The sequence below is a fragment of the Celeribacter halophilus genome, assembly GCF_900114135.1.
GTDB classification, from domain to species: Bacteria; Pseudomonadota; Alphaproteobacteria; order Rhodobacterales; family Rhodobacteraceae; genus Celeribacter; species Celeribacter halophilus.
In genome coordinates, this window is record NZ_FORY01000006.1 from 209,004 (window position 1) to 230,444 (window position 21,441).

Consider the following 21,441-nt stretch of genomic DNA (forward strand, 5'->3'; position numbering starts at 1 on the left):
TGCCGCGCATCACTGAATGGCGAGTTTCAAAAGGGCGAAAAGGCCGGTGGCCATCAGGGCATAGCAAAAGCCTGCGACCGCGATCAGCGTCAGCTTGCGTTTGATGCCCCCGATGTAATCCTCGACGGCTTCGTCCACTTCGGTCTTCAGATGGATAATTCCGCCCACGAGGCAGAGCGCCGTGATGATCGCTATGCAGGGGTTGCTGTAAAAGGCCAGCACCTCTTCATAGGAATGGCCCACGGCATATCCGAAAGTGAAAATGAAAAGCGGCACGAGGATGGCCAGCGAGATCGACGTCGCGATCGTCAGCCAGTGATGTGCCGCGCCGGTATGCCCAGCGCCCAGACCCGTTGCCCGTTTGCGGTCAGTGAGATAATTCATGGCCAGCCCCTTCAGAAAATCAGAAACACAAGAGCCGTCAGCACGGTCAGGACAGTCGCCCCGATAAACATGCCCCAGCCCATTTTCTCGGAAGTCTCTACGTCGAGGCAGTAGCCGAAATCCCAGATCACGTGACGGACACGACCCAGCATGTGATACCAGATGGCCCAAGCGGCCGCGAGCATGACGATATTGCCGATCCAGCTCCCGTAAAGGTCGTTGAAACAGTTGAATGCCGACTCGGAGGTTGCCGCTGCGAGGAACCAGCAGATCACAAGGAAGACAGACCCCAGCGAGGCAATGCCGGTGATACGAACCATGATCGACGAGATCGACGTCATTTGTGGTCGATAATACGGTCCGATCATGAACGGAGAGAGCGGTCGGTTACCGCGATTCACATCAGCCATGGTGGCGTCCTTTCACGATTGATGCGTTAAAGTTGCTCTCTGTATTATACCTTTCTGCCTCGGAGTCACCACCTGTGAGCGCTAAAGTGAACGGTTTCTGGCGTCTAAAATGCAGGAAAACGCCTTCTGTGATCACAAGAAACCGTCAGTGATCACAAATATCACCAAAACCCATTTTCCTAGGGTTTTTATAAGGTTTAGCACCTGTTCCGCGCCCGAAACACGAAAAAACGGGGCCGCGAACATCGTCGCGCCCCCGTTTGCGATCACAAATCCACAAAGCCCTGCGGCCTACAGTGGCACAACGGCCCAGTAGTCCAGATCCAGCAGCACATCGGGGTGATATTTCCCCTCCTCCGTCTTGTAGGCAAACTCCGGCGCGCCGTGTTTATAGGCCACAAGCCGCAACCGGAGCGCGCCGACACCGGGCGCGGTGGTCTCCGCCTTGTCGAGCACCTCGGAATAGGCCCGCACGGTGTCGCCCGTAAAACAGGGGTTGGCATGTGCCCCACCGTTCAGCCCCACAATCATCTGCGCATTGGCCAGACCGTTGAACGACAGCGCCCGCGCCATGGAAATCACATGGCCGCCATAGATCAGCCGCTTGCCATCTTCGCGGTTGGTGGCATCGAAATGCACCTTCGCCGTGTTCTGCCAGAGCCGTGTGGCCATCATGTGTTCGGGCTCTTCAATCGTCACCCCGTCCACATGGTCGATCTTCTCGCCGATCTCGTAATCGGCCCAACGGTGCGGCTCTCCGGCCAGAGTGAAGTTGTATTTGAGGAAATCCAGCCCCTCGGGAATCACCAGCGCCTCAGGGGCCACCACCTTTGACAGGTCTGGGATCACCGTCTCCGGCGCGGGGGCGTCCAGATCGCCTTTGCGCACCATGACCCAGCGGACATATTCCAGCACCGGCTCGTCAAACTGGTTCAGCCCCGTGGTCCGCACCCAGACCACACCGGATTTGCCATTGGAATTCTGCTTCAGCCCGATCACCTCGGACACGGAGCGCAGCGTGTCTCCCGTATAAACAGGTTTCAGCCAGCGCCCCTCCGCATAACCGAGGTTCGCCACGGCATTGAGCGAAATATCGGGCACGGTTTTGCCAAAGACCACATGAAAGGCGATCAGGTCATCCACAGGACTGCCCGACAACCCGCAGCTCTCGGCAAATTCATCGGACGAATAAAGCGCATGTCGCGCCGGATAGAGCGCATGATAGAGCGCGCGTTCTCCGCCGGACACGGTGCGCGGCACAGCGTGTTCGATCACCTGCCCCACTCTATAGTCCTCGAAAAAGCGCCCCGGATTGGTTTTCACGCGACATGCATTCACTTCAAAGTCCTCCCAGTTTCACCTCCGGGTCATATTCCCCGTCGGCCTCTTTAATAACCGCCTGCGCGCAACGCATCTTTCCCGTGCTTGCGTCAAAGGCGTAGGAGGGCGAGCCGTAAAGCTCCCACCCCTTGCTCAAAGCCTCTGTCACCTTGTGACAAAAGGCGGATGTGTCTTCTTCGGTCAGGAGCCTGTAGGCTTTCATGATCTCTTCCTCACATTGGAAACGGCGACGGGCCGACAACTGTGTGGATATACCCGATCACGCCGTAAAGCACGACGGAGGCGACAAAGAACATCGCATCCTTGCCGAGGCTTCCCTTCTCCCGCCCTGCCCACGCGCCTTCCGCGCGGTTGATGAGCGCGATTTCCGTCAGCGCCCAGACCAGCAGTCCACCGAACAGGATGATCGAGGCCAGATCGCCGTTGACCATAAGGTGCGCCACCGCCCAGAGCGCAAAGCCCAAGAGCATCGGGTGACGCAGTCCGTTGAGGATCACGCCCTTTTTCGGCGCGGGACTCATCATATAGATCGCGACCAGCACCATCAGGTTATTGAGGTGACGCAGGAAATAGGGCGGTGCCCAGACAAAGATCTCGGCAGCCATCTTGTAGCCGACCACCATCAGAATGACGGACGCAACAAGCGCCAGCGCCACGGCCCCGCGCCCTTTGTCCCCCATCTGCGCCCGCCGCTCGGGCATCAGACGTTTGAACATATGGGCTGCGGCCCAAAGCAGAACCCCGAGAATAAGAATGAGCATCGCTGTCTCCTCTCCACGGGGTGTGCGTTACCCCATGGCTTGAATGGCTTCATGTTTCGCGAGCGTCGCCCGCGCTGTCACGATATGCAGATTCTCCACGATCTTGCCATCCACTACGGCAACCCCCTCACCCTTCGCCTCGGCTTCCTCGAAAGCTGCGATCTGGCGCTGTGCGAGGTCGATCTCCGCCTCCGTCGGGGCAAATGCCGCGTTGGCGACCGCCAGTTGCGCCGGATGGATCAGGGTCTTGCCGTCAAAACCCATGTCGCGGCCCTGTTCACATTCCGCCTTGAGGCCCTCTTCGTCCTTGAACGCATTATAGACGCCATCAAGCACCACAATACCGTAGGCTTTCGCCGCGATCAGGCACAGGTGCAGCCCGCCCATCATCGGCAGACGGTCGGCGCGGAAACGTGTGTTCAGCTCTTTCGCCAGATCATTGGTCCCCATGACAAACCCCGCCATCCGCGGATGGGCGGCAATCTCTGCGGCGTTGAGCATCCCCAGCGGGGTCTCCATCATCGCCCAGAGCGGCACATCGGGGATGGCCTGCGCCAGCGCTTCGACCATTTCGGCGCTTTCCACCTTCGGCAGGAGTATCCCGTCAATATCCGCACCGACAAAAGCCGCCACATCATCGCGGCCCCATTCGGTGTCGAACCCGTTCACACGCACGATCTTGGCGCGGTTGCCATAGCCGCCTTGAGCCAGAACCTCTTGCAGCAACCCGCGCGCCTTGGTCTTTTCATCGGGCGCAACCGCATCTTCGAGATCAAAGAGAATGGCATCACAGGCCAGACCCTTGGCCTTTTCCAGCGCACGTTCCTTTGATCCGGGAATATAGAGAGCCGAGCGATAGGGGCGAGTGGCGAGTTCGGTCATTGATTCTTTTCCTCCGCAATATTGTTGCGCAAGAGGCCACAAAAATGAACCATTCCGCAAGGGTAAATTTTCCGCAGCGCAGAATTTATCGCGTCAAACACCGTGCAGACACCTGCGGACAAGCCCAGACCCGTTGCCGCAAGACCTATCCCGCCAGCGCTTCCCAGATCAGCTTGCCGCCCGTGATCACCAGAAACACATAGGTCAGCCCGAAAAACAGCTTTTCCGGCACTCTATGATGCATCCAGACACCGGCAAACACGCCCAGAACCGCCACCGGCACCAAGGTCAGGTCCGCAATCATGCTTTCCTTGGTGAAAATACCTACCATGGAATAGGGCACGACCTTCATCGCATTGATCGCCCAGAACACCACAACCGAGGTCGCCTGATAAGTCGTCTTGTCCAGCCGCTTGGACAAAAGATAAACGGCGGCGGGCGGTCCTCCGGCATGGGAAATGAAACTCGTGAGACCGGTGACACCGCCCCACGCCAGCCCCGCGCCCGTGCCCAGTTCGCGTTTCGGCGGCTTGATCCAGTGCCGCGCCTTCGCCAGTTGCCACGCCACGAATCCCACGGCCACCAGTCCGATCATCAGCTTGAACACCGCCGGATCCGCGACGCCATATAACAGCGCGCCGATCACAATTCCGGGAACAGCGCCAAGGATCAGGATTGCCGACACCCGCATGTCCCACTTGCGCCAGAACAGCTTGAGCGCCGTCACATCCATGACCATCAGCAAGGGCAACATCAGCCCCACCGCCTGCCCCGGCGAGAGAATCAAAGCCAGAAAAGGCGTGGCTGCAAAGGCCGCGGCAGAGCCGAAACCGCCCTTGGAGATCCCCGCGAACATCACGGCAGGAAGGGCGAAAAGGTAGAAATTGAAATCCAGCGTCATCACGGGGGCCTTGTCAAACCGGGATATTTTCTTATGCGAATACAGTCGGGTTATCGCTAACGCTAGCGAAAACCTGAACGCGGCAGCGCAGCACAGACTTGCACGAATGCCTGCAAAGGGCTACCCATGCGCCAATCTCACCAACTGATTGGAGACTGACACATGGCCCGACCCAAGATTGCCCTTATCGGCGCTGGCAATATCGGCGGCACACTTGCCCACCTTGCAGCCCTGAAAGAACTCGGCGACGTTGTCCTTTTCGACATCGCTGAAGGCCTGCCCGAAGGCAAAGCCCTCGACATCGCTGAATCCGGCCCTTCCGAAGGGTTCGATGCCACCATGTCCGGCACCCAATCCTACGAAGATATCGCTGGCGCAGACGTCTGCATCGTGACCGCCGGTGTGGCACGCAAGCCCGGCATGTCCCGCGACGACCTGCTCGGCATCAACCTCAAAGTCATGAAATCCGTGGGTGAAGGCATTGCCAAACACGCCCCCGACGCCTTTGTGATCTGCATCACCAACCCGCTCGACGCGATGGTCTGGGCACTGCAGAAATTCTCCGGCCTTCCGGCGAACAAAGTCTGCGGCATGGCTGGCGTGCTCGACTCCGCGCGTTTCCGTCACTTCCTCTCCGTCGAATTCGGTGTCTCCATGAAAGACGTCACCGCATTCGTTCTGGGCGGTCACGGCGACACGATGGTGCCCTCCGTGCGCTACTCCACCGTTGCCGGTATCCCGCTGCCCGACCTCATCGAGATGGGCTGGACCACGCAAGAGAAACTGGACGCAATCGTTCAGCGCACCCGTGACGGTGGCGCCGAAATCGTTGGCCTGCTGAAAACCGGCTCCGCCTTCTACGCTCCGGCAACCTCCGCGATCGAGATGGCCGAAGCCTACCTCAAAGACCAGAAACGCGTCCTGCCCTGCGCGGCCTATTGCAACGGCGAGATCGGCGTGAACGACATGTATGTGGGCGTGCCCACCGTGATCGGCGCTGGCGGCATCGAAAAAGTTGTCGACATCAAGCTCACCAAAGACGAGCAAGTCATGTTCGACAAATCCGTCGAAGCTGTGAAAGGCCTCGTCGAAGCTTGTAAAGCCATCGACGGTTCGCTGGCCTAAGTCAGCGCGCAATCTGAAAAATCACCGAAAGCCCGCAGTTCATCCTGCGGGCTTTTTTGTGTTTCGGTGTGGGCGCTGCGCTGTTACGTTCCGGCATGGTTTTGATTTGAGACTGGTTTGGACCTTTGACCCCATCGGACATGACAGATTTACCGGACACGCGTGAGGCCACGCCGCCCGAAGCCACGCCGACATGGGCTGTGGCCTCGCTTGGTGACGAGCCCGCCCCGCTGATCGCCGCCTTTGCGCGTCACACCCGCGCCATTGGTGCGCGGGAGGTTCACATTTTCCTCGACCGTCCCAACCCCGACGTCGCAAGGTTGATCGGAGACCGCGACGGCATCTTCATCACCACCTGCGATCAGGCCTTCTGGGACCGCGAAAACCGTGGCCGCCGACCGGAGCGCCACACGGGGCGGCAGAAATTCGTTGCCACATACGTCTACAGGCGCACGAATTGCGACTGGGTTCTGCATTGCGACGTGGACGAGTTCATCGCCGACGGTCAGGCGCTTTCCAACGCCTTGGCCAAAGCCGACCGCAACAAGGGGCTGGTCGTGCGCAATGCCGAGCGGGTCTACCTGCCCGACACGGTGCAGGACACGATCTTCGCGGGCGGCTTCCGCCATCCGACAAACTTCACCCCCGAAGACGCGAAGGCGCTCTATGGCCGCTTCGCCAAGTTCCTCGCCTTCGGCCTCACGGGGCATCGGGTCGGCAAAACCATCACCCCGACCGGTCACGACTGGGAACTCGGGGTTCACCACCCCAAAGCCGTGGGAGACGGCCCGAAGCCACGACTCGATAGGATACACCAGCGCTTGTTGCTCCATTTCGACGGGCTAACGCCGCTACATTACGCCATAAAACTGTTAAAAAAGTCCTTCGAGAATTACTCCGGCCCGAAACGCAAGATCGGTGAGGCCCGCGAGGCGCAACACAGGTTCACCCGCAGCCATGCGGACCGCCCGCAGGAAATCCTGCGCATGGTCAACGGGGTGCAATCTCTCACACCGCAACAAGCTGACGCGCTCTGGACATTGGGCCTGCTCCAGCCCGAGCCGTTCTTTCCGAAAGATTGCGACGGGCTGGATCTCTCCCGCGCCCATTTCGACAGTCTCTTGCGTGACCGCGACCATGACATTCTCGTCAAGGCCGGTCTGGAGATGTGAGCAGCCTCCGGACATGAAAATGGACATGAAAAAGCCGGACACCACGGGGCCCGGCCATTTCGTTCACTTGCCGATCAGAGATCAGAACTTATAGGTCACACCGAAGTTCAAAGCGTTGGTGATGATGTCACTTTCAAGGTTGCCGCCGCCGTCCAGATCAACGTCAAGCTGGCTATAGCTGCCCTTATATTCGGTGAACAAATCCCAGCGGTCGTTCAACTCGTAGCTCGCCCCGAGGACCAGCGCGATGGTCGGCCCTGCGATCTGGTATTCCAACGTGTCGGTGTTGTCGGTGGTCACTTCGACATGCGGAATGATGATCCCTGCCGAGACGCTCGCATAAGGCGTGAACTTGTCCCAAGCCCCCGGCCAGCGCCAGATCGGACCAACCGTCAGGTTGTTCAGCCCGTCGGTAAATTCCAGCGTCGAAAATCCGTTATCGGCCATGTCGTCTTCGTCGGCATAGACCTTGCTGTGCGTGAAATCCGCGATCCAGCCGAAGGTCTCGCTCACCCAGTAGGTGCCGCGCACACCGTAATAGGGCGGCATGTCAAAGCTCTTGCCTTCCCACCCTGTGGTGAAGTCGAAAGTGTCGACGCCGTCGTTGCCGGACACGCTGCTGTGCGGGGCCGTTTGGTAGCCGCCGTAAACGGACAGGCTGAAGTCTGCCGCTTGCGCCGCAAGGGGTGTCGCCAGAACGGCCACGAGCGCCAGAGCGGCTTTTTTCTCCGATTTATACATGATGATCCCCGAACTGTCTGTGAGTGAGTCTTGCTATATAACTACGCCCCTTGCCCCTTTCGGACAAGGAAATCGATCTGTGCACTGCCGCGTAAAAGCGTCGCGCTGGGCGAACGGATACACAGATTGTAAAACTGTCGCCGCTACTAAAAACGCCAAATGATGCAAAATTCCGCGAGGTGATTCGGAAATCGGATAGAAAATGGAATTTGTGATCACACGAAAGTTTCCTGTGATCACAAAAACTGAAAACACGCGCGTTTTACCGCCAATCACGGAAAAAACCATTTCTTATGCCCTCCGGCAAATGCCATATACGGGGCAATCGAACCAGGGAGAGGATATCTCTAATGAACATCCACGAGTATCAGGCGAAAGCCCTTCTCAAGGAATACGGCGCTCCGGTTTCTGACGGTCGCGCTGTCCTGAGCGCTGCCGACGCGAAATCTGCGGCCGGCGAGCTCGACGGCCCGCTTTGGGTTGTCAAAGCCCAGATCCACGCAGGCGGACGCGGCAAGGGTAAATTCGTCGAAGCCGATGCTGGCGAAAAAGGCGGCGTGCGCCTCGCGAAATCTGTGGAAGAAGCCGCAGAAGAAGCGAAGAAGATGTTGGGCAAGACCCTCGTCACGCACCAGACCGGTCCGGCAGGCAAACAGGTCAACCGCATCTACATCGAAGACGGTTCCGACATTGACCGCGAACTCTACCTCGCCCTGCTCGTCGACCGCCAGACCTCGCGCGTGTCTTTCGTCTGCTCCACCGAGGGCGGCATGGACATCGAAGAAGTTGCTGCGGCAACGCCCGAGAAAATCCTGTCCTTCTCTGTCGATCCGGCCACCGGCTATCAGGCCTTCCACGGCCGCCGCGTTGCTTTCGCCCTCGGCCTTGAAGGCGCACAGGTCAAACAATGCGTCAAACTGATGGGCCAGCTTTATCAGGCCTTCATCGAAAAAGACATGGAACAGCTGGAAATCAACCCGCTGATCGTCATGCCCGATGGCAACATCAAAGTGCTCGACGCGAAAGTCGGCTTTGACGGCAACGCGCTCTATCGCCACCCCGACATTGTCGAGCTGCGCGACGAGACCGAAGAAGACCCGAAAGAACTGGCTGCTTCCCAACACGACCTGAACTACATCGCGCTTGACGGTGAAATCGGGTGCATGGTGAACGGTGCCGGTCTTGCGATGGCCACCATGGACATCATCAAACTCTACGGCGCAGAACCGGCCAACTTCCTCGACGTAGGCGGCGGCGCGACCAAAGAAAAAGTCACCGAAGCGTTCAAGATCATCACCTCTGACGACAACGTCAAAGGCATCCTCGTGAACATCTTCGGCGGCATCATGCGTTGTGACATCATCGCCGAAGGCGTGATCGCAGCCGTGAAAGAAATGGGCCTCAAGGTTCCGCTCGTTGTCCGCCTCGAAGGCACCAACGTGGAGCTCGGCAAAGAGATCATCAACAACTCCGGCCTCGATGTTATCGCAGCCGACGATCTCAAAGACGGCGCCCAGAAAATCGTTAAAGCAGTGAAGGGCTAACAGACATGGCAATTCTCGTAGACGAAAACACCAAGGTCATCTGTCAGGGTCTCACTGGCTCGCAAGGCACCTTCCACTCCGAACAGGCCATCGCTTACGGCACCAAAATGGTCGGCGGTGTTACTCCGGGCAAAGGCGGTCAAACCCACCTCGACCTGCCCGTGTTCAACTCCGTGCATGAGGCGAAACACGTCACCGAAGCCAATGCTTCCGTGATCTATGTGCCCCCGCCCTTCGCAGCCGACTCGATCCTCGAAGCGATCGACGCCGAAATGGAGCTGATCATCTGCATCACCGAGGGCATTCCGGTGCTCGACATGATGAAGGTGAAACGCGCCCTCGCAGACAGCTCTTCGCGCCTCATCGGCCCGAACTGCCCCGGTGTCATCACGCCGGATGCGTGCAAAATCGGCATCATGCCGGGCCACATCCACAAGCGTGGCTCCGTGGGTGTTGTCTCCCGCTCCGGCACACTGACCTATGAAGCTGTGAAACAGACTTCCGATCTGGGCCTTGGCCAGTCCACCGCTGTGGGCATCGGCGGCGACCCGATCAAAGGCACGGAGCATATCGACGTGCTCGACATGTTCCTCGACGATCCGGAAACCACCTCCATCATCATGATCGGTGAAATCGGTGGCTCCGCCGAAGAAGAAGCCGCCGAGTTCCTCGCCGAGCAGAAGAAAAAAGGCCGCTGGAAACCCACCGCCGGTTTCATCGCCGGTCGCACAGCGCCTCCGGGCCGCCGCATGGGCCACGCTGGCGCCATCGTCGCCGGTGGCAAAGGTGATGCGGAAAGCAAGATCGAAGCCATGAAATCTGCCGGTATCGTGGTTGCAGACAGCCCCGCAACGCTTGGCGAAGCTGTGCAGGAAGCCATTGCCAAAGGCTAAGGCCTGCACGCACCTGTTCAGGTGCAGTTGACAAAATTCGCCTGCGCCCTTTGTTAAAGAAGGGCGCAGGCGCACCCACAAAAGGCGATGCGTGCCTGCCCTCGAAACGGATACGCCCCCTAATTAAGGTCACACCGATGAACGACCATAGCCCCAATGACATCTTCCATGCCTCCTCCTTCATGCAGGGGCATAACGCGGAATATCTCGAACAAGTTTACGCGAAATATACCCAAGACCCGTCTTCCGTAGACGCCTCTTGGGCCGAGTTCTTCAAATCCCTTGGAGATGCGGCGAATGATGTCACCGCAGAAGCGGCGGGGCCCTCTTGGGGTCGTTCGGACTGGCCGCCGGTCCCTGATGACGAACTGACCCATGCGCTCGACGGTCAGTGGGCCGAACCGGCTGCTGCCGAAAAAGCCGGTCAGAAGATCAAGGAAAAAGCCGCCGAAAAAGGCGTGGCCATCTCCGAAGATCAGGTCAAACGCGCCGTGCTCGACAGCATCCGCGCCATCATGATCATCCGCGCCTATCGTATTCGCGGCCACCTCATCGCCGATCTCGACCCGCTCAAGATGCGTGACGAAGAGCCCCATCCGGAGCTTGATCCGCGCACCTACGGCTTTACCGAAGCCGACATGGATCGTCCGATCTTCATCGACAACGTGCTAGGGCTGCAACACGCCTCCATGCGCCAGATCCTCGACATCGTGAAACGCACCTATTGCGGCACATTCGCGCTGCAATACATGCACATCTCCGATCCGGAACAGGCCGGCTGGCTCAAAGAGCGGATCGAAGGTTTCGGCAAGGAAATCCAGTTCACCAAGAATGGCCGCCGCGCCATTTTGAACAAGCTGGTCGAGGCCGAAGGTTTCGAGAAATTCCTGCATGTGAAATACATGGGCACGAAACGCTTCGGGCTTGATGGCGGCGAAAGCCTCATTCCGGCGATGGAACAGATCATCAAACGCGGCGGCAACCTCGGCGCGAAAGAGATCGTCATCGGCATGCCGCACCGTGGTCGCCTTTCCGTTCTGGCGAACGTGATGAGCAAACCCTACCGCGCGATTTTCAACGAATTTCAGGGGGGGTCCTTCAAACCCGACGATGTGGACGGCTCCGGCGATGTGAAATATCACCTCGGCGCGTCCTCCGACCGCGAGTTTGATGGCAACAAGGTCCACCTCTCGCTCACAGCGAACCCCTCGCACCTTGAGGCGGTGAACCCCGTTGTGCTCGGCAAGGCCCGCGCCAAGACCGACCAGAACAACGATCCCGAGCGCACTTCGGTCATTCCGGTGCTGCTGCACGGGGATGCCGCCTTTGCCGGTCAGGGCGTCGTGGCCGAATGTTTCGGTCTGTCCGGCCTGCGCGGTCACCGCACAGGCGGCACGATCCATATCGTTGTGAACAACCAGATCGGCTTCACCACAGCGCCGCACTTCTCGCGCTCCTCGCCCTACCCGACCGACATCGCACTGATGGTCGAGGCCCCGATCTTCCACGTCAACGGCGACGATCCGGAAGCCGTGGTCCACGCGGCCAAAGTGGCCACAGAATTCCGTCAGAAGTTCCACAAGGACGTGGTGATCGACATCTTCTGCTACCGCCGCTTCGGTCACAACGAAGGCGACGAGCCGATGTTCACCAACCCGCAGATGTATACCAACATCAAGCGGCACAAGACCACGCTCCAGCTTTACACCGAACGTCTCGTCAAGGACGGTCTCATCCCCGAGGGCGAGATCGAGGATATGAAAGCGGCCTTCCAGGCCCATCTCAACGACGAGTTCGAAGCGGGTAAGACCTACAAGCCGAACAAGGCCGACTGGCTCGACGGGCGGTGGTCGCACATCAACCGCGAAGGCGACGAATACCAGCGCGGGCAGACCTTCATCTCCGAAGACACCATGGCGCAGGTCGGGCGCGCTCTCACGAGCGCACCGGACGACGTCAATCTGCACAAAACCGTGGCGCGTCAGCTTCAGGCCAAGGCCAAGATGTTCGAAGAGGGTAAGGGCTTTGACTGGGCCACCGGCGAAGCACTGGCTTTCGGCTCGCTTCTGACCGAAGGCTATCCGGTCCGCCTCGCCGGTCAGGACTCCACGCGCGGCACCTTCTCGCAGCGCCACTCCGCCCTGATCGACCAGAAATCCGAAGATCGCTACTACCCGCTCAACCACATCCGCGAAGGGCAGGCCCATTACGAGGTCATCGACTCGATGCTCTCCGAATATGCGGTGCTGGGCTTTGAATACGGCTACTCGCTGGCCGAACCCAACGCGCTGACCCTCTGGGAAGCCCAGTTCGGCGACTTCGCCAACGGCGCGCAGATCATGTTCGACCAGTTCATCTCTTCGGGTGAATCGAAATGGCTGCGGATGTCCGGTCTGGTGATGCTCCTGCCCCACGGCTTTGAAGGTCAGGGTCCGGAACACTCCTCCGCACGCCTCGAACGCTTCTTGCAAATGTGTGGTCAGGACAACTGGATCGTCGCAAACTGCACGACACCGGCGAACTACTTCCACATCTTGCGTCGCCAGCTGCACCGCTCCTACCGCAAGCCGCTGGTCCTGATGACGCCGAAATCGCTTCTGCGTCACAAACTCGCCACCTCCGTCGCCGCCGATTTCACCGATGGCTCCTCCTTCCACCGCATCCTCTGGGACGATGCCGATGCCACCTACGGCACCGACAAATCCCAGATCAAACTCAAAGCGGACAAGGACATTAAACGCGTCGTGATCTGCTCCGGCAAGGTCTACTACGACCTGCTTGAGGCCCGCGACACCGCCGGCAAGGACGACACCTACATCCTGCGTCTCGAACAGTTCTACCCCTTCCCCGCGCTCTCGATGGTCAAGGAGCTTGAACGCTTCAAAAACGCCGAGATCGTCTGGTGTCAGGAAGAGCCCAAGAACCAGGGCGGCTGGACCTTTGTCGAGCCGAATATCGAATGGGTGCTGACACGTATCGGTGCCAAGCACACGCGCCCGGTCTATGCCGGACGTGCCGCCTCCGCCTCGCCCGCAACGGGTCTGGCATCTCAGCACAAAGCACAACAAACGGCGCTCGTGAACGATGCGCTCAATATCGAAGGGTAATCACATGTCCGTTGAAGTCCGCGTCCCGACCCTAGGTGAATCCGTCACCGAGGCCACCGTCGCCACCTGGTTCAAGAAACCGGGCGATGCTGTGGCTGTTGACGAAATGCTCTGCGAGCTGGAAACCGACAAGGTCACTGTCGAAGTGCCCTCCCCCGCCGCAGGCACACTGGGCGAAATCGTCGCCGCCGAAGGCACAACTGTCGGCGTTGACGCGCTGCTGGCCACGCTGAACGCTGGCGAAGGTGCCGCCCCCGCCCCGAAAGCTGCCGCCGCTCCTGCGGCTGCGGCCTCCGGCGCATCCGAAACCGTCGACATCATGGTGCCGACCCTCGGCGAATCCGTGACCGAAGCCACCGTTGCCACATGGTTCAAAGCCGTGGGTGACAGCTTCGAAGCCGACGAAATGCTCTGCGAACTGGAAACCGACAAGGTCTCCGTCGAAGTGCCCGCCCCTGCCGCTGGCACCCTGACCGCGATCATCGCCAATGAGGGCGACACGGTTGCCGCAGGTGGCAAACTGGCTGAAATGTCCTCCGGCGCGGGCGCTGCCTCCGATCCTGCTGCTGCCGCTCCGGCTGCCGCCCCTGCGGCTTCCGCTGGCAAAGACGTCGAAAACGCACCGTCCGCCAATAAGCTGATGGCCGAAAAAGGCGTTGATGCCGCCTCCGTCACAGGCACCGGCAAAGACGGTCGCATCATGAAAGAAGATGTGCTCAACGCGCTCAACAAACCGGCGGCAACTCCGGCCCCCGCCGCAGCCCCTGCTGCTCCGCGTCCGGTCGCAGACGCCGCCCGCGAAGAGCGCGTGAAAATGACGAAACTCCGTCAAACCATCGCGCGTCGCCTCAAAGAGTCGCAAAACACCGCCGCCATGCTCACCACTTATAACGAGGTGGACATGACCGAAGTGATGGCTCTGCGCAAAGAGTATAAAGACCTTTTCGAGAAGAAACACGGCGTGCGCCTCGGCTTCATGTCCTTCTTCACCAAGGCCTGCTGCCACGCGCTCAAGGAAGTGCCGGAAGTGAACGCCGAAATCGACGGCACCGACATCATCTACAAGAACTACGTGAACATGGGTGTTGCCGCTGGCACGCCGCAGGGTCTCGTGGTTCCTGTGATCCGCGATGCCGACAGCATGTCCTTTGCCGAGATCGAAAAAGCCATCGCCGAAAAAGGCAAACGCGCCCGTGACGGCAAGCTCTCTATGGCAGAGATGCAAGGCGGCACCTTCACTATCTCCAACGGTGGTGTCTACGGCTCGCTGATGTCCTCCCCGATCCTGAACCCCCCGCAATCCGGTATCCTCGGGATGCACAAGATTCAGGACCGCCCGATGGCCATCAACGGTCAGGTTGTGATCCGTCCGATGATGTATCTGGCGCTCTCCTATGACCACCGGATCGTGGACGGCAAAGGCGCCGTGACCTTCCTCGTGCGCGTCAAAGAAGCGCTCGAAGACCCGCGCCGTCTGCTGATGGATCTGTAAGTCATTCGGGCCACCTCATTGATTTTGAGGTGGCCTCGTTTTTCCGTAGAGGTTTTGCGATGGATATTCTCACGGGCCTTTCGGCAGCTACCCAAGCAATCGGAATAGCCAAAGAACTAAGAGACATCGATCGCTCCGTTGATGAATCGAGTTTCAAACTGAAGCTCGCAGAATTAACGGATGCACTTGCCGATACGAAAATTGCACTTGCGGACGCTAAAGCACTGGTCGCGGAGCTAGAGGTCCAAATATCCGAAATCCGTGATGGAACAACTTGCCCAAAGTGCAGAACAGGCAGATTACAAATTACTGAAGTTATCCCGACTATGCATGACGGTGTTGAGAAACACATCTGCGAGTGTGACAACGAAAAATGTGATTACACCACGAGCCGAAAGTTCAATTCGTCGCTCGGGAAATATGTATGATCATGACCCCGCTCCTCACCCTCCTCGCCCTCGTAGGCCTCTTGCACATCGCGCAATTCGCGGTGGCGTCCTACATGGCGAATGTAGATCTCGGGCAGGGTTACACGACAAGCCCACGCGACCGTGCGCCGTCACGCGAGATGCGTGTGGGCACCGCGCGGATGCTGCGGGCCTATGACAATCATATCCAGATGTTTCCGTTCTTCGCGGCGGGTGTGCTCCTGATCCACCTTTCGGGTCAGTCGAGCACCGTCACCGTGGCGGCGGCCTCTGTCTATCTCATCGCGCGGATGCTCTATGTGCCCGCTTATGCCTTTGGCTGGCAACCGTGGCGGTCCCTGATCTGGGTCACGGCCATGCTCTGTTGTGCCATATTGTTCATCGCGGCGCTTCTGTGAGCGCCTATCAAAAATGCCCGACGGTTGTCCGACGCTTGTCCGACATAAGTCCGACACTGGAAAACGACCAATTCAAAGACCAAGGAGAAGACCATGGCATCTTATGACGTAATCATCATCGGCGCGGGTCCGGGCGGCTATGTATCCGCCATTCGCTGCGCCCAACTGGGCCTCAAGACCGCCGTGGTTGAAGGCCGCGAGACGCTGGGCGGCACCTGCCTCAACGTGGGCTGTATCCCCTCCAAGGCGCTGCTGAACGCGACCCATCATCTGCACGAAGCCGAGCATAATTTCGCGGCCATGGGCCTCAAGGGCAAGTCGCCTTCCGTCGACTGGAACCAGATGAAAGCCTATAAGGATGACGTTGTCGGCCAGAACACCGGCGGCATCGAATTCCTGTTTAAAAAGAACAAGGTAGACTGGCTCAAAGGCTGGGCGACCATTCCGGCTGCGGGCAAGGTCAAGGTCGGTGACGAGGTCCATGAGGCCAAGAATATCGTCGTCGCTTCCGGCTCTGTGCCGACCTCCCTGCCCGGCGTTGAAGTGAACAACGAAGGCGGCGTGGTTGTGGACAGCACCGGCGCGCTGGAACTGCCGAAAGTTCCGAAGAAACTCGCCGTCATCGGTGCCGGTGTGATCGGTCTGGAGCTTGGTTCCGTCTACGCCCGTCTCGGCGCGGAAGTGACCGTGGTGGAATACATGGATTTCATCACCCCCGGCATGGATGCCGACGTTCAGCGCACCTTCAAAAAGCTGCTTGAAAAACAAGGCCTTAAATTCGTTCTCGGCGCCGCTGTTCAGGGTGTGGATGCGTCCAAAACCAAGGCCAAAGTCAACTACAAGCTCAAGAAAGACGACAGCGAGCATGTGCTTGACGCCGACGTGGTTCTGGTTGCCACGGGCCGCAAGCCTTTCACCGACGGTCTGGGCCTCGCCGAGATTGGCGTCGAATTCACCGACCGCGGGCAGGTCAAAACCGACGCCCATTGGGCCACCAACGTGCCCGGCATCTACGCCATCGGTGACGCCATCGTCGGCCCGATGCTCGCCCACAAGGCCGAAGACGAAGGCATGGCCGTCGCTGAGGTTCTTGCAGGCAAACATGGCCATGTGAATTACGACGTGATCCCCGGCGTGATCTACACTTCGCCGGAGGTTGCCACCGTCGGCAAGACCGAAGCGCAGCTGAAAGCAGAAGGCCGCAAGGTCAAAGTCGGCAAGTTCTCCTTCATGGGCAACGCCCGCGCCAAAGCCGTGTTCCAAGGCGATGGCTTCGTGAAGCTCATTGCAGACGCAGAAACCGACCGCCTTCTGGGCGCTGCGATCATCGGTCCGGCAGCGGGCGACATGATCCACGAAATCTGTGTGGCAATGGAATATGGCGGCTCCGCTCAGGACATCGCACTGACCTGCCACGCGCACCCGACCTATTCGGAAGCCGTGCGCGAGGCCGCTCTGGCCTGTGGCGACGGTCCGATCCACGCGTAAGGCGCGGGGTTTCAACGAACAGAAAAGGCGCTCCTTTGAGCGCCTTTTTTATGACCTGTACCGCGCCGAACTTATCGGGCTTCAGCCTGTGCCAGACGCCGCCTCTTCCAGCCGCTGCGCATGCTCACGCCGCAATGCCTTGCGCAGCTCCGCCGCATGCCAGCGTTGCTTATCCACGTCGCTCTCCGGCGTAAACCGTGGCACCTCAACGGTTTTCCCGTTCTCATCCACCGCCACCATAGTGAAATAGCAGGAATTCGTATGCCGCACGGTTTGCGTGCGAATGTTCTCCGCCTCAACCCGAATCCCGATCTCCATCGAACTGCGACCGACATAATTCACGGTCGCCCTACAATGCACCAACTCGCCCACATGGATCGGCTCTTTGAACATCACCTGATCGACAGACAGCGTCACCGCATATTGTCCAGAATACCGCGAGGCACAGGAGAAAGCGACAAGATCCAGAAGCCGCAGCAATGCGCCGCCATGCACCTTGCCGGAAAAATTCGCCAGATCCGGCGTCATCATTTCCGTCATTTCCAGATAGCGTGTCATGGCTGTCTCCTTTTGCTGCACCCGCAGAAAACGCTGTGGCACAGAAAAGGTCAAGTCGATCACAAGTGAGAAGGGACCGCCGAAAATGGCGGTCCCCTCTCGTCCGACCCATCATCGGGGGGGGTGAGAAGGGCCGGAATCTCTCTTTTCTCATAACGTGGCGCATACAAATCCCGCCAATAACACAGGCGTGATCGGCACGTTCGCGCTCACAGTCACAAGCACTAACGCCGCAAGACAGACATTCCGTCGCGCCATTTTCACTTTTTTAAGATTTTTCTGAAATTATCTGAGGACAGCTAAAAAGCGCATTGTTTACGGGCCACATCACGGCGCGTTTCCAGCTGCATTTCAGGTCATCGGGTCACAGAGCTACGCCACACAAATCGCGAGGTCACATAGCAAGCATACGCAAACCTTTGGTCACATCCGAGCGCACCGCAAGGCGCAACCCCGGCTCGTCCCCTGCACGCAACGCCGCCACGATCAGGCGGTGGTTATGCGGCACTTCCGTGCGATTGAGCTTCGCATAGAGTGCTCGCATCGTCGGTCCGAGTTGCAGCCAGACGGTTTCGGTCAAGGCCAACATGGCAGGCGCCTGTGCACGCAGATAGAGGGTTCGATGAAAGTCCAGATTGGCGCGGATATAACCGACATCATCATGCTTGGCGACCATCTCCGCGATGGTGCCATTGATCGTCTGAAGCCGTTCGATCAGTGCCATATGCGCCCGAGGAAGCGCGCGCGAGGCCAGTTCTGGCTCGATCAACGCACGGATGGAGGCCAGTTCTTCCAGACGCTCGTTCGACAGTTCCGGCGTGCTGACCCGTCCGGATGCCGAGAGGTTGAGCCCGCCATCAGCCACCAGCCGCCGCACCGCCTCGCGCGAAGGCGTCATCGAGACGTCGAACATCTTGCCGATACCGCGCAGCGTCAGCGCCTGTCCGGGGGCAAACTCCCCATGCATGATTCGCGAGCGCAAAGCCCGATAGATACGGTCATGTGCTGCGGTCGGATTATCGGAGAGTCTGGTCGTCGGCGTAATCATAGGCGCACTTGTGATCACAATGGGCGAAAAGTCAATCCGCGTCGAACCGCCATGCGTGCAAGCGCTCACCTTCCTCACGCAACCAGCGTCGATGTATCGCGTAGTCGGGACACAGGCGTTCCACATGAGCCCAGAAGCGGGCCGAGTGGTTCATCTCAAGCCGATGCGCCACCTCATGGGCCGCCACATAATCCAGCACCGCCTCAGGAGCCATGACAAGCCGCCAGGAATACATGAGGTTTCCCGTAGAGGTGCACGATCCCCAGCGCGAACGCGGATCGCGCAAGGTGATCCGGCCATAATCTGTCCCCAGTTGCGCGGCGTAGCGATCTGACGCCGCACGCAGGCGCATCTGCGCTTCGAGTTTCAGAAAGGCTTTCACCTTGGCCACCACAACCGTCTCATCCCCCGGCACCACAAGACGCCCGTCTTTGAGAACAGCGCGTCGCCCCTGCCCCGGTTGGATTTCAACCTCATGGCCCAGAAACGGCAAACGCACCCCGAATCCGGGCATCTGGCGCGGCGCACGACTGCCGAGATGTTTGCGTATCCATGCCTCTTTTTCACGCACAAAAGCCACGGCCTCCCGCTCCGGCAGACGCGCAGGCATGGACAATGTCACCCGCCCGTCCAGACGCGACACGCGCAGGGACAACCGCTTGGCCCGCGCAGAGCGCCGCAACGTGACTCCGACCGGCGGATCGCCTTCCAAAATAAAGTCAGCCATGCCCATGCCTCTTTGCCCGATCCCCATGTCATAGCCTGCCCGAATGCCGGAGACCACGATCTTTACCGTTTTTTAGGGCAAAAGCCTTTGACAGCCTCTTTGCAATATGGCATGGCGCGCAGGTCTCCACATATGGATCAGTTACAACGAAAGGGATTCATCATGCCCAAAGAGGAATGGGGCGTAAAACGTGTCTGCCCCACCACCGGCAAACGGTTCTATGATTTGAACCGCGATCCGATCGTGTCTCCCTATACCGGCGAGACCGTAACCTTTGACGTGAACAACAAATCCCGTGTTGCCATCGCCGAAAAGACCGAAGCCAAACCTGCCGAAGAGCTCGACACCGAAGACGATCTGCTCGTTGAAGACGATGCAGACATCGATATCGATGACGATCTTCTCGACGACGACGAGGATGACGACAACGTTTCCCTCGAAGAAATCGCGGACGTCGCAGCAGACGACGACGAATAATGATTATGACAGGTGGAAAAATTCATCCGCCTGTCATTTTTTCTCTTGCAACACCAAGCAAGACAAAATAGTTAGCGCGGGCGGACGGAAATCGCTCATCCGCACAGACGCCTGACCGGCGCGAAACCGGTCGTATGGGGCCTTAGCTCAGCTGGGAGAGCGCCTGCATGGCATGCAGGAGGTCAGCGGTTCGATCCCGCTAGGCTCCACCATACCTCACCTGAAAAAGACGATACGAAACCCACCCATCAGCAGGATGCTCTCAAAACATTCATAGAATGTGCTCTTGTTATCGTATCCGCATCAGGCTTCAATGGTCGCGCCAACCATTTCCCCAAACATACACCAAATATTAAGAAGCCTCCGCCATATTCCAGAGCACATTGATGTTCTGGCCCGAAGGAGTAGAAAAGTATGAGATCGGTGGTGTCCGCTCAGACCTCATATCGCCATTCCTATGCAAATCCCGTAGTTAACGGTATTTACAGAATTCTGTAAAACTCGGTGAACCCCTTCACAAATGCGTTCTCAAATCCCGAGTATAAAGGAGATTTTTCTCTCAAACGCTGTAAACATCTTCCTTGAGGATAAGACTCATTCACTGAATGAGCCATGTTTTGAGCTTGGGAGGCAACATGTCTGAAGACACGAATACAATGACCGCACCATCCGAGGCGTTCGTCGCCAGTGCGCATATTGACGCTGAAACCTATAAAGAAATGTACACCCGCTCGGTTGAGGACCCCGTGTCCTTCTGGGCGGAGCAGGGCAAGATTCTCGACTGGATCGAGCCCTATACGCAGGTCAAGAAGACCTGTTTCGATTTCGGTCGCGTCGATATCAAGTGGTATGAGGACGGCGTGTTGAACGTCTCCGCCAACTGTATCGACCGCCATCTCGCCAAGAGATCGCTGCAAACCGCGATTATTTTCGAGCCGGATGACCCCAACGAACCCGCCCGCCACATCACCTACAAGGAGCTGTCCGACAAGGTGAACCGCATGGCCAATGTGCTCTTGAGCCAAGGCGTCATGCGCGGGGATCGTGTGGTCATCTATATGCCGATGATTCCCGAAGCCGCCTATGCCATGCTGGCCTGTGCGCGGATCGGTGCAATCCACTCCATTGTCTTTGCAGGGTTTTCCCCCGATGCGCTTGCCAACCGCATCAATGACTGCGGCGCGAAGCTTGTCATCACCGCCGACACCGCCCCGCGTGGTGGTCGCCGCACGCCGCTCAAGGCCAATACAGACGCAGCACTCCTGCACTGTTCCGACAAGGTCCGCTGCCTCGTGGTCAAACACACCGGCGATCAGATCACATGGATCGACGGGCGCGATGTGGACGTCAAATACCTGATGGAACACGCCTCGCCCGACTGCCCGCCGCGTCCGATGAACGCCGAGGATCCGCTTTTCATCCTCTACACCTCCGGCTCGACAGGCAAACCCAAAGGCGTCGTGCACAGTTCCGGCGGCTATCTCGCCTATGCGGCTCTGACCCATAAATATGTCTTCGACTATCACGATGGCGATGTGTTCTGGTGCACTGCCGATGTCGGCTG

The 21,441-nt window shown here is 58.6% G+C and carries 22 protein-coding genes and 1 tRNA gene; 12 read left to right on the forward strand and 11 right to left on the reverse strand.

Annotated features, from left to right (window positions below; genetic code table 11):
- Window positions 1–9 precede the first annotated feature (9 nt).
- The 7 genes from sdhD to BM152_RS08475 form a co-directional block, all read right to left on the reverse strand.
- The gene (sdhD, locus tag BM152_RS08445; protein ID WP_066606764.1) at window positions 10–384 is read right to left on the reverse strand and encodes a succinate dehydrogenase, hydrophobic membrane anchor protein; all 375 of its coding nucleotides are present in this window, start codon (window positions 382–384) and stop codon (window positions 10–12) included.
- 11 nt (window positions 385–395) lie between these two features.
- Window positions 396–794, reverse strand: coding sequence for a succinate dehydrogenase, cytochrome b556 subunit (gene sdhC / locus BM152_RS08450; RefSeq protein WP_066606762.1), 399 nt, complete (start codon window positions 792–794; stop codon window positions 396–398).
- Window positions 795–1,085: 291 nt separating this feature from the next.
- Complete coding sequence (locus BM152_RS08455; protein ID WP_066607040.1) at window positions 1,086–2,117, reverse strand: MaoC family dehydratase; 1,032 nt, start codon at window positions 2,115–2,117, stop codon at window positions 1,086–1,088.
- A 16-nt stretch (window positions 2,118–2,133) separates the two neighbouring features.
- Window positions 2,134–2,337 carry a DUF1737 domain-containing protein gene (locus BM152_RS08460; RefSeq protein ID WP_111481365.1) on the reverse strand — a complete coding sequence of 68 codons (204 nt, stop codon included), beginning with the start codon at window positions 2,335–2,337 and terminating at the stop codon, window positions 2,134–2,136.
- A 10-nt stretch (window positions 2,338–2,347) separates the two neighbouring features.
- Window positions 2,348–2,896: an NnrU family protein gene (locus BM152_RS08465; RefSeq protein WP_066606760.1), complete on the reverse strand. Its 549-nt coding sequence runs from the start codon at window positions 2,894–2,896 to the stop codon at window positions 2,348–2,350.
- A gap of 27 nt (window positions 2,897–2,923) precedes the next feature.
- Entirely contained in the window at window positions 2,924–3,778 is an 855-nt protein-coding gene (locus BM152_RS08470; protein ID WP_066606755.1) for an HpcH/HpaI aldolase/citrate lyase family protein, read from the reverse strand.
- Window positions 3,779–3,923: 145 nt separating this feature from the next.
- Window positions 3,924–4,679 carry a sulfite exporter TauE/SafE family protein gene (locus tag BM152_RS08475; protein ID WP_170845861.1) on the reverse strand — a complete coding sequence of 252 codons (756 nt, stop codon included), beginning with the start codon at window positions 4,677–4,679 and terminating at the stop codon, window positions 3,924–3,926.
- A 162-nt stretch (window positions 4,680–4,841) separates the two neighbouring features.
- Here BM152_RS08475 and mdh point away from each other — a divergent pair, with 162 nt between their 5' ends.
- Complete coding sequence (gene mdh, locus BM152_RS08480) at window positions 4,842–5,804, forward strand: malate dehydrogenase (RefSeq protein WP_066606751.1); 963 nt, start codon at window positions 4,842–4,844, stop codon at window positions 5,802–5,804.
- A 140-nt stretch (window positions 5,805–5,944) separates the two neighbouring features.
- Entirely contained in the window at window positions 5,945–6,976 is a 1,032-nt protein-coding gene (locus BM152_RS08485) for a glycosyltransferase family 2 protein (protein WP_066606749.1), read from the forward strand.
- Window positions 6,977–7,057: 81 nt separating this feature from the next.
- On the opposite strand, the gene BM152_RS08490 is transcribed toward BM152_RS08485, so the two are convergent.
- Window positions 7,058–7,717: an outer membrane protein gene (locus tag BM152_RS08490; protein WP_066606747.1), complete on the reverse strand. Its 660-nt coding sequence runs from the start codon at window positions 7,715–7,717 to the stop codon at window positions 7,058–7,060.
- Window positions 7,718–8,067: 350 nt separating this feature from the next.
- Between BM152_RS08490 and sucC the strand changes: the two genes are divergently transcribed.
- The 7 genes from sucC to lpdA all read left to right on the forward strand — a co-directional run bounded on the left by sucC (window position 8,068) and on the right by lpdA (window position 17,067).
- Window positions 8,068–9,261: an ADP-forming succinate--CoA ligase subunit beta gene (gene sucC, locus BM152_RS08495; RefSeq protein ID WP_066606745.1), complete on the forward strand. Its 1,194-nt coding sequence runs from the start codon at window positions 8,068–8,070 to the stop codon at window positions 9,259–9,261.
- A gap of 5 nt (window positions 9,262–9,266) precedes the next feature.
- Window positions 9,267–10,154, forward strand: coding sequence for a succinate--CoA ligase subunit alpha (gene sucD, locus BM152_RS08500; RefSeq protein ID WP_066606743.1), 888 nt, complete (start codon window positions 9,267–9,269; stop codon window positions 10,152–10,154).
- A gap of 137 nt (window positions 10,155–10,291) precedes the next feature.
- The gene (locus BM152_RS08505; RefSeq protein ID WP_066606742.1) at window positions 10,292–13,261 is read left to right on the forward strand and encodes a 2-oxoglutarate dehydrogenase E1 component; all 2,970 of its coding nucleotides are present in this window, start codon (window positions 10,292–10,294) and stop codon (window positions 13,259–13,261) included.
- Between the two features lie 4 nt (window positions 13,262–13,265).
- Window positions 13,266–14,753, forward strand: a complete 1,488-nt coding sequence (odhB, locus tag BM152_RS08510; protein WP_066606735.1) for a 2-oxoglutarate dehydrogenase complex dihydrolipoyllysine-residue succinyltransferase — start codon at window positions 13,266–13,268, stop codon at window positions 14,751–14,753.
- A 59-nt stretch (window positions 14,754–14,812) separates the two neighbouring features.
- Window positions 14,813–15,181: a hypothetical protein gene (locus BM152_RS08515; protein WP_066606733.1), complete on the forward strand. Its 369-nt coding sequence runs from the start codon at window positions 14,813–14,815 to the stop codon at window positions 15,179–15,181.
- A complete protein-coding gene (locus BM152_RS08520; RefSeq protein ID WP_231730564.1) occupies window positions 15,178–15,579 on the forward strand; it encodes an MAPEG family protein in 402 nt (133 codons plus the stop codon). The genes BM152_RS08515 and BM152_RS08520 overlap by 4 nt, the downstream gene beginning before the upstream one ends.
- Window positions 15,580–15,672: 93 nt before the next feature.
- Complete coding sequence (lpdA, locus tag BM152_RS08525; protein WP_066606730.1) at window positions 15,673–17,067, forward strand: dihydrolipoyl dehydrogenase; 1,395 nt, start codon at window positions 15,673–15,675, stop codon at window positions 17,065–17,067.
- An 81-nt stretch (window positions 17,068–17,148) separates the two neighbouring features.
- Here lpdA and BM152_RS08530 read toward each other — a convergent pair whose 3' ends face one another.
- From BM152_RS08530 to BM152_RS08540, 3 genes are all read right to left on the reverse strand, one after another.
- Entirely contained in the window at window positions 17,149–17,625 is a 477-nt protein-coding gene (locus BM152_RS08530) for an acyl-CoA thioesterase (protein ID WP_066606728.1), read from the reverse strand.
- Window positions 17,626–18,019: 394 nt separating this feature from the next.
- Entirely contained in the window at window positions 18,020–18,673 is a 654-nt protein-coding gene (locus BM152_RS08535) for a GntR family transcriptional regulator (protein ID WP_066606725.1), read from the reverse strand.
- 31 nt (window positions 18,674–18,704) lie between these two features.
- Complete coding sequence (locus tag BM152_RS08540; protein ID WP_066607033.1) at window positions 18,705–19,400, reverse strand: M48 family metallopeptidase; 696 nt, start codon at window positions 19,398–19,400, stop codon at window positions 18,705–18,707.
- Window positions 19,401–19,562: 162 nt separating this feature from the next.
- Here BM152_RS08540 and BM152_RS08545 point away from each other — a divergent pair, with 162 nt between their 5' ends.
- From BM152_RS08545 to BM152_RS08555, 3 genes are all read left to right on the forward strand, one after another.
- Window positions 19,563–19,877 (forward strand): TIGR02300 family protein, encoded by a 315-nt coding sequence (locus tag BM152_RS08545; protein WP_066606722.1) that lies wholly within the window; start codon window positions 19,563–19,565, stop codon window positions 19,875–19,877.
- 136 nt (window positions 19,878–20,013) lie between these two features.
- A tRNA-Ala gene (locus BM152_RS08550) sits at window positions 20,014–20,089 on the forward strand.
- 444 nt (window positions 20,090–20,533) lie between these two features.
- Window positions 20,534–21,441: AMP-binding protein (locus BM152_RS08555; protein ID WP_425285119.1), on the forward strand; the 908-nt coding region annotated here is incomplete at its 3' end.

Bases quoted from the DNA above. Each gene is read 5' to 3' on its own strand.
- sdhD (WP_066606764.1), bottom strand. From the start codon at position 384: ATGAATTATCTCACTGACCGCAAACGGGCAACGGGTCTGGGCGCTGGG.
- sdhC (WP_066606762.1), bottom strand. From the start codon at position 794: ATGGCTGATGTGAATCGCGGTAACCGACCGCTCTCTCCGTTCATGATC.
- BM152_RS08460 (WP_111481365.1), bottom strand. From the start codon at position 2,337: ATGAAAGCCTACAGGCTCCTGACCGAAGAAGACACATCCGCCTTTTGT.
- BM152_RS08465 (WP_066606760.1), bottom strand. From the start codon at position 2,896: ATGCTCATTCTTATTCTCGGGGTTCTGCTTTGGGCCGCAGCCCATATG.
- BM152_RS08470 (WP_066606755.1), bottom strand. From the start codon at position 3,778: ATGACCGAACTCGCCACTCGCCCCTATCGCTCGGCTCTCTATATTCCC.
- BM152_RS08475 (WP_170845861.1), bottom strand. From the start codon at position 4,679: ATGACGCTGGATTTCAATTTCTACCTTTTCGCCCTTCCTGCCGTGATG.
- mdh (WP_066606751.1), top strand. From the start codon at position 4,842: ATGGCCCGACCCAAGATTGCCCTTATCGGCGCTGGCAATATCGGCGGC.
- BM152_RS08485 (WP_066606749.1), top strand. From the start codon at position 5,945: ATGACAGATTTACCGGACACGCGTGAGGCCACGCCGCCCGAAGCCACG.
- BM152_RS08490 (WP_066606747.1), bottom strand. From the start codon at position 7,717: ATGTATAAATCGGAGAAAAAAGCCGCTCTGGCGCTCGTGGCCGTTCTG.
- sucC (WP_066606745.1), top strand. From the start codon at position 8,068: ATGAACATCCACGAGTATCAGGCGAAAGCCCTTCTCAAGGAATACGGC.
- sucD (WP_066606743.1), top strand. From the start codon at position 9,267: ATGGCAATTCTCGTAGACGAAAACACCAAGGTCATCTGTCAGGGTCTC.
- BM152_RS08505 (WP_066606742.1), top strand. From the start codon at position 10,292: ATGAACGACCATAGCCCCAATGACATCTTCCATGCCTCCTCCTTCATG.
- odhB (WP_066606735.1), top strand. From the start codon at position 13,266: ATGTCCGTTGAAGTCCGCGTCCCGACCCTAGGTGAATCCGTCACCGAG.
- BM152_RS08515 (WP_066606733.1), top strand. From the start codon at position 14,813: ATGGATATTCTCACGGGCCTTTCGGCAGCTACCCAAGCAATCGGAATA.
- BM152_RS08520 (WP_231730564.1), top strand. From the start codon at position 15,178: ATGATCATGACCCCGCTCCTCACCCTCCTCGCCCTCGTAGGCCTCTTG.
- lpdA (WP_066606730.1), top strand. From the start codon at position 15,673: ATGGCATCTTATGACGTAATCATCATCGGCGCGGGTCCGGGCGGCTAT.
- BM152_RS08530 (WP_066606728.1), bottom strand. From the start codon at position 17,625: ATGACACGCTATCTGGAAATGACGGAAATGATGACGCCGGATCTGGCG.
- BM152_RS08535 (WP_066606725.1), bottom strand. From the start codon at position 18,673: ATGATTACGCCGACGACCAGACTCTCCGATAATCCGACCGCAGCACAT.
- BM152_RS08540 (WP_066607033.1), bottom strand. From the start codon at position 19,400: ATGGCTGACTTTATTTTGGAAGGCGATCCGCCGGTCGGAGTCACGTTG.
- BM152_RS08545 (WP_066606722.1), top strand. From the start codon at position 19,563: ATGCCCAAAGAGGAATGGGGCGTAAAACGTGTCTGCCCCACCACCGGC.